This is a genomic window from Actinobacillus minor NM305 (genome assembly GCF_000175195.1).
Lineage (GTDB): Bacteria > Pseudomonadota > Gammaproteobacteria > Enterobacterales > Pasteurellaceae > Haemophilus_A > Haemophilus_A minor.
The window spans coordinates 130,552-137,320 of record NZ_ACQL01000069.1 but is presented as its reverse complement, the minus strand read 5'-3'; the positions used below and the strand labels follow the sequence as shown (position 1 = coordinate 137,320).

Below are 6,769 nucleotides of genomic sequence, written 5' to 3'. Positions count from 1 at the left end.
AAAACCGCTTGTCTGACGGGTGCGGATTGCCGCTTTGGATATAAGGTTTCGACACCTATGGAATGAATACTACTCTGAAGTTTTGGGGTTGTCAAATAAAATAATGTAGTATTTTTTACAAAAAACACTTGCATTAAAATGTAAGAAACACTACAATATTCACATCTAAGGCAAGGTGCTTTAGATACAAGAAAGCCCCGACTTGTTCAGTTCGGGGCGTTCAAAAAATGGAGTTTAGGATATGCTATTCAAAATCGTAATCCTAATTATCCTCTTAATGGTGGCAATGCCAGCGTTCTAGGATAATCCATCGGGGGAGTGCCTTCCCCCGATGACTCCAATCTTAAGATAACTTAACCAAAAATGCAAGGGGTAATTTATGGCAATGACAAGAGCAGAAATCAACGCTAAAAGCGATAAAAAACGTGGTGTAAGAGTGCAATCCTATAAGCTCCACGAAGATGTGATCACTTTACTAGCCGAACTCTCTGAACAAACAGGATTGTCTAAAACGCAAATAATTACTCAAGGCATTAAGCTGTTTGCAGAACAGAATAAGGCGTAGCAATACGCCTAAATTTTCACTTTAATCAACCCCGAACCAAATACCGCCCCTTCCATAAAATCTCGTGCGGTGCGCAATCGCCTATCAAATGTTCTTGGCGCAATTTGCATCTCAAGACAAGTAGATTGCTTATTCTGTCCTTGTAAGAATACCGCCATTAACACTTGATACGCCTCTAAATCCAAATCATGTAAAGTGATGACCGCAGTATCAATTTTTAAATACTCATCCTCTGTAAGCTCGCTAATACTGTAACTACGCTTAACCTCAACCTCTCTCATAAAAGATTGTAACGAGGGATAACCTCGACACTCTTTATGACTTGCCCAACGGCGAGCCCAGACATGTAAAATATCATCAATGCTAATATGCAGCCTAATCATATAAACTCCTTGATTCTTACGATCACTTTGCCACCTTTAATTGATGGTAACTTTTCTGCCACTAATTTATACACAAAACTATCGTCAATAATCACACCAGCATTGGTCAATGCATCAAGGAGTGCCTTAAAGATATTATCTATGTCTCGTTTGCGATTATCAGGAGGGTAAATATCGACTTCCAGCAACACTTTCCCGATAAATTTAGGTCGATTGCGAGTGAGCCATCTTACTTCCTGTTGGAAAGTCTTTCCTTTCGCTGTAATGTAATGCTTCCCGTTACGTGTATGTTTCCAATAATGATTAACTGTTGGAGGATAGGGGAGTTCTAATACAACCATTTATTCTCCTTTTTTATCCAATTCATCTTCCGCCCACCGCTTACCACACCGAAAACCGGTACATTCAAACGGCTTTATCTTGTCTATCTCCGACTTTTCGGAGAAATCGCTCCAATCCTTCATATCCGCCCCACAAGCAGGACATTTTAATAAACGCACCTCCATGATTTACCTCTCAATCACTAATGCTTCCATCCCGATCGCTTTATCCAAAAATTGATACAAAAGCGATAATTGCGAACCATACTCCTGCTCAAAATGCGATGTACTTCTATGTAATTCGTCGTGATGTATGCGACAAAGCGGTATCGTAAATAAATCGTGCGCTTTACCCCCCATCTTACCGCCATAGCCAATAATGTGATGTGGATCGTCAGCAGGGCGACCACAACAAACACAAGGTTGGGATTTCACAAATTGCAACCATTTACGGCATTCAAATTTTTTCAACTTCGGAATGGCTAAAAAACTCGCAATCGGTTCAGGATCTACTTTTAAAGATAACAACGGGCGAACCTTATCCCGTAATGTTGGCATAGCCTCAGGTCGCTCAGCACCAATAGAACTCTCTTTTGTTAAATCTAATTGAGGTCGCAACCCCATGAAAACCCTTAATTCTTCGCTATCTAATTCAGGCAGTAAGTTATTTAAACAAGCCCAAAAAACTAAATCAGAATATGTGATAGGCATGTTTACCGGCTTCTTTAATTTCGAACGAATAGATTTCGCAATAAATTGCTCCCAATTCTGATTAGCTAAATCCGCCAACTGTTCGGTTTTTATCTCGCCTTCGGAGAAAAGCCTATCGTGGTGCCAACATAAACACACAAAGCCATTTTCGACCTCCACAACGGTTTTCTCTGTATGGCAATACACACCGTCTCTACATTGGCACGTTTGGATATTCCGTACATAATTCAAATAAGCGTTGTCAAAACTCATCTGTTTTCTGACTTGTTTTGATTTCGCAAATACCGCCAGTGCCGGACAGTTTGTTACTTCATCATGAGCAATATGAGAGACCTTACCTGATTTAGCTGTTTGCAATGCTAAAGGCGCAGGACTCAATAAAGTGCGTTCGCCAAAAGCAGAAGGGGCAATATTTGGCGGAATACGATAAAACACCAAGCCAACCTCAGTCTGGAAATAAGGCGTAAGTAATAAAGAGTCCGCCATACTTACAACTCCCAAATGCCAAAATAACCACAACTCTCAGTACGATTTAACGCACAACCATCACTTGCTTGAGGGAATGGCTTAGGTGTCATTAAATGTCCCTCGCAACGAAAGCGATCATCGCTCATTTCCCCACAAAAAGACGGCTCATCAGGAATATACCAATCAGACAAAGGTGCACCGCATTTAGGGCATTTCAAATCCGCCATATTTAAGCTCCTGGGTTGGGAATGGGTAACGTGTGGATATTGGCAGAAACGCTTTTTATCGCACCGGCAATGACTGAATTGATATTCGCTTCTGTCGGATGGGCGTTTTTCGTTTTAACCACGCAGTAATACACAAATTTCTTACGGAGATCGCTAAAATCCGTGCGGTTAAATAATGTCGGGGCACTCAAGTAGCGATGGTAAACACCTCGAACTTCCTCCACCGAAGGTAAATCCGGTAACTGTGCTTGACGGTTTGCCTCAGCTTCGTTTACCCAAGCACCACCGATGAAAATCGGCTTGCCACTTTCCGCCCAAGCTGTCGATTTTGGCAAATAATCTTCGAAGTTAGAGGCTCGGAAAATCGTTTTAGGCGCAAGATACTCACGAAACGCATCATCACGACCCCATTTCGCCACCAAATAATCAATCACTTGCAAACATTCCGCCAAACTAGAATCTTTCAAGCGTGCCGTAACCAGCTTCAACGCATTGCCCTTAGCCCTGAATTTTGGCAATGCCATGCCAAGTACTTGGCTAAGGTCCGCCAAACGCTGGTTCAAATGGTCTAACACAGCAACCGAATCTGTGTGTGTTTCCCCCACGGGGGGATTAAGGGGGGTATTATTATCTTGGTTATATTTATTATTGTTATTATTATCTGTCGGATTTTTTTCCGAGCTTTCTCGGATTTTTTTCCGAGTTTGTTCGGATTGATTTCCGATACTCGGATTTTTTTCCGAGCCTCGGATCGGCTCAAATTTATTCCACTCACAGCCTTTTTCAGTTAAGCGAACATAATCTTTACCGTCCATTTTGAAATGCTCAATAATGCCTTTTTCTTTCAGCACCTTATATTGACGGTAAACAGTATCTTCCTTACTAAATACCGCAGGTAGCTCTTCGCATACTTTCCCAAAAGACATCCAGTAATACGTTACGCCATCAATAACAACCGCTTTCGCCCAACTAGACGCCTGATTGATTAAATCAACTAATGCACCTTGCGTAATATTGATTCCCCACTCAACCAAGCGGACGTTATTTATTGTTGATGTAAATCTCATAGTCCTAACTCCGAAGCATAACGTTGCGCTATCCACTCAATCCCTTACCTGTTACTCGGGTTTGGGTAAAATTATGGCCGTGTTCTGCCGTACCGGTCTTTACGGTAAATAATTGTTTAGATTGTTTATCTGAATAGGGCGGTAAATTGCCAGATTGGCGGTACAACACACGATCACGCTCTAAACATTCAATCATTCGCTTTTCAGGGAAATTTAAAATCTTGGCGGTTTCACGTAATGATTTACTTGTCCCCACTTCGATATAATGTTCGACAAATGCAACCTTAGGCGCTTGCTCCGCCAACTGCTTATCTTGATTCTCGATAATTTCTGCCTGTTCTGCCGCCAAACGTAAGGCTTCCGCAAAAGTTTGAGGTAAACGTACCGCTTGTTGGCTTTCCAATTCCTGCCAACGATCGACTAATCGAGCCGTAAAAGCAGGGGAGAGCTGAGCCACAATCACATAAGTATCACGCTTGTTGATATGGTACTCATGATAGATTTGACCGTTCTGAGGGTGGGTGTACGGCATTGCCTGATACCCCCCAATAATGCCTTTTGCCATCAATCTATCAATCGATACACAAACATCAGAGTGCCGGCTCTCCGTGATTTGAGCAATCTCCCGACTACTCATCGTCAGGGTTGCATTTTCCTTTGGGTTAGTAGATAATAAATTCGTGTTAATCACACTTATCTCCTTAATTACCACCGTTCCAGCGGTGGTTTTTTATTTTTTGGAACATCTGTAAAGCGAGTGTTGTACTTTTAATTTACCTTTTGTGATCTCTTGTAATCGGTAGGCATTTTTTTCAGGGATAATTTTTCCCCATTGAGAAACTGCTGATACGCTGATCCCTAAAGTCGCAGCTACTCTTTCTAAAGTGCCAAAATGTTTCAGAACATCATCTTTTTTCATATTTCCTTAAGTCCTTTCATTCTTAAAATTTAAGACCTCTTAAATATACATATAAAGGAAACTTAAGTCAATAAATGTTAAGATAACTTAACAACATTGACCTTAAGGAGGTTAGTATGAGCAATCAAACTTTAGGCGATAGAATTAGAAATCGCAGAAAAGAATTGAAATTGACACAGAAAGATTTAGCTACTGCATTGAAAGGCGTTTCGCATGTTGCGATTTCCCAATGGGAAAGCAATACAACAAAACCAAATGCAGAAAATATCTTAGACCTATCAACGGTATTACAGTGTGAAATTAGTTGGTTGTTGCGTGGTAATGGCGAATCGAATGTAGTGCCAGCAAGTATTGGTATGACAAAAATCCCTTTAATCAGTTATATCCAAGCAGGGCAATGGACTGGTATTGATGATTTTCGTGAGACTTGCGGAGATTATGAGTATATCTTAACTGATCTTGACGTTTCTGATGATGCATTCGCCTTAGAAATTAAGGGCGACTCTATGACCCCAGATTTTCTCGAGGGTGATGTTGTTATTATTGACCCAAACGAACCACCTCACGCCGGGGAATTCGTGGCAGCAATTAACGGCAACTATGAGGCAACCTTTAAAAAATATCGTCCGTTGGGCGAAGTAGATAATTTCGGGCGAGAACATTTTGAACTTATCGCGCTAAACCCAGACTATCCGAAACTTTCTACCCTAAAACAAGAAATCCGTATTATCGGCACAATGGTAGAACACCGTATTTATCGTAGAAAGAGATAAGGAAAAATAAATATGACAGAGTTTAAAGATGTAAAACAGGCAATTGTAGAAGCTCAATTAGCTTCTACACCTAAAGATAAAGTTATTAATGACATAATGAAAGGAAGTGCTGAACTACTTTCAGCAAATGATATTATTAACCGATTAGGTATTACAGCAAAAGAATTTCAAGAGTTAGTTAATTTGCCCAACCATTATTTACGAACCAATGGTGGACTAGGATCTGCACTCCATACGACCCAAAGAATGTTTGATACGCATATTGAACTAATCAATCAAGAATTAGAAAAAAAACTTTTCTTCCCTAAACCTGATTTATATATTTTAGGAAAAGCTCGCTGGAAAAAAGAAACCTTTAAGAAGTGGCTAGAAGAACAATGTAGATAAAGAAAAAGGTAGGTTTAAAAACCTACCTTCTCCGAACCGCAAACAAGCGATTCTCACACTTTACAAAGCGAACCAGCTCCTACGTCTGGGGCTTCGGGCTCATTACCAGTACGATTATTATTACACTAAACTATTTTTAAGTAAAGAATAAATATGCTATCTAGACAAATTACTAGCATTTCAGCAAGTCGCCTAAGTACCTATTTAGATTGTTTTTACCAAAGCGATACAACCAAGCAGAAAGAAGCGATTGCAATCTATACGGCATTACAGCATCGCACAGGGATTTATTTTTCTTTAATCCAAGAGATTGAAGTTGCATTACGAAATGAAATTAGTGAATTACTTCGCCAGGCAGCGCCTAATAATGACCTATATCAATTTTTCCATTATTTAGCACAAGATAATAATGCACCATTGACAGTAGAATCAAAACGACAGCTTAAAAAGGCGATCAACGAATGCGGTAAGCATTACGATGAAAATGATATTATCTCACGTATTACTTTTGGTTTTTGGGTTAATTTATTTGATTACGACCTCAAAAGAAATCCTTATGCTATCTATTGGCAACAGACCTTGAAGCCTATTTTTAATCGTAGATTTAGAAATTTCAAAGATCTATATAACACATTAAAATTAGTAATGCGTTTTCGTAATCGTTTATATCATCAAGAAATTGTTTGGAACAAGAAAACATCAAGACACCCTATTCAGGCTCTCAAAAACTTAGATAAAACTTACTCACAATTTGAGCTGATTTTACAGAAAATAGCACCTGAACGATTTGTGTTTCGCCAGCTTTCACAAGCACTCATTTGGCAACGTCAAATTTTCTTCGATCAACAAATTTTTGGAGCTGAAATAGCTATATTGCCCCAACATATCTAATCAACAAAAAAGCTACGCACTACGTAGCCTTTTCTATTTGGTTTAGGAGTGTTTTAAT

10 protein-coding genes and 1 pseudogene are annotated in these 6,769 nt (G+C 39.8%); 4 read left to right on the top strand and 7 right to left on the bottom strand.

The window, feature by feature from the left end; genetic code table 11:
• Positions 1–379 precede the first annotated feature (379 nt).
• Complete coding sequence (locus tag AM305_RS04160) at positions 380–565, top strand: hypothetical protein (protein WP_005823374.1); 186 nt, start codon at positions 380–382, stop codon at positions 563–565.
• Positions 566–573: 8 nt separating this feature from the next.
• Here the strand turns inward: AM305_RS04160 and AM305_RS04155 are convergent, their stop codons facing one another.
• The 7 genes and pseudogenes from AM305_RS04155 to AM305_RS04125 form a co-directional block, all read right to left on the bottom strand.
• Complete coding sequence (locus tag AM305_RS04155) at positions 574–948, bottom strand: antiterminator Q family protein (RefSeq protein WP_005823373.1); 375 nt, start codon at positions 946–948, stop codon at positions 574–576.
• A complete protein-coding gene (locus AM305_RS04150) occupies positions 945–1,289 on the bottom strand; it encodes a RusA family crossover junction endodeoxyribonuclease (protein WP_005823372.1) in 345 nt (114 codons plus the stop codon). The genes AM305_RS04155 and AM305_RS04150 overlap by 4 nt, the downstream gene beginning before the upstream one ends.
• A gap of 168 nt (positions 1,290–1,457) precedes the next feature.
• Positions 1,458–2,465 carry a DUF968 domain-containing protein gene (locus AM305_RS04145; RefSeq protein ID WP_005823370.1) on the bottom strand — a complete coding sequence of 336 codons (1,008 nt, stop codon included), beginning with the start codon at positions 2,463–2,465 and terminating at the stop codon, positions 1,458–1,460.
• A gap of 2 nt (positions 2,466–2,467) precedes the next feature.
• A complete protein-coding gene (locus AM305_RS04140) occupies positions 2,468–2,674 on the bottom strand; it encodes a hypothetical protein (RefSeq protein WP_005823369.1) in 207 nt (68 codons plus the stop codon).
• 2 nt (positions 2,675–2,676) lie between these two features.
• A complete protein-coding gene (locus tag AM305_RS12540) occupies positions 2,677–3,741 on the bottom strand; it encodes a conserved phage C-terminal domain-containing protein (protein WP_005823368.1) in 1,065 nt (354 codons plus the stop codon).
• A pseudogene (locus AM305_RS04130) lies at positions 3,738–4,378 on the bottom strand (phage antirepressor KilAC domain-containing protein). Before AM305_RS04130 ends, AM305_RS12540 begins: the two are co-directional and overlap by 4 nt.
• A gap of 93 nt (positions 4,379–4,471) precedes the next feature.
• On the bottom strand, positions 4,472–4,660 hold the full coding sequence (locus AM305_RS04125; protein WP_005823366.1) for a Cro/CI family transcriptional regulator: 189 nt from the start codon (positions 4,658–4,660) through the stop codon (positions 4,472–4,474).
• A gap of 116 nt (positions 4,661–4,776) precedes the next feature.
• Between AM305_RS04125 and AM305_RS04120 the strand changes: the two genes are divergently transcribed.
• The 3 genes from AM305_RS04120 to AM305_RS04110 all read left to right on the top strand — a co-directional run bounded on the left by AM305_RS04120 (position 4,777) and on the right by AM305_RS04110 (position 6,711).
• Entirely contained in the window at positions 4,777–5,433 is a 657-nt protein-coding gene (locus AM305_RS04120) for a LexA family protein (RefSeq protein ID WP_005823365.1), read from the top strand.
• 12 nt (positions 5,434–5,445) lie between these two features.
• Positions 5,446–5,820, top strand: coding sequence for a hypothetical protein (locus AM305_RS04115; RefSeq protein WP_005823364.1), 375 nt, complete (start codon positions 5,446–5,448; stop codon positions 5,818–5,820).
• Positions 5,821–5,973: 153 nt separating this feature from the next.
• A complete protein-coding gene (locus AM305_RS04110; RefSeq protein ID WP_005823363.1) occupies positions 5,974–6,711 on the top strand; it encodes an Abi family protein in 738 nt (245 codons plus the stop codon).
• Positions 6,712–6,769: the final 58 nt, after the last annotated feature.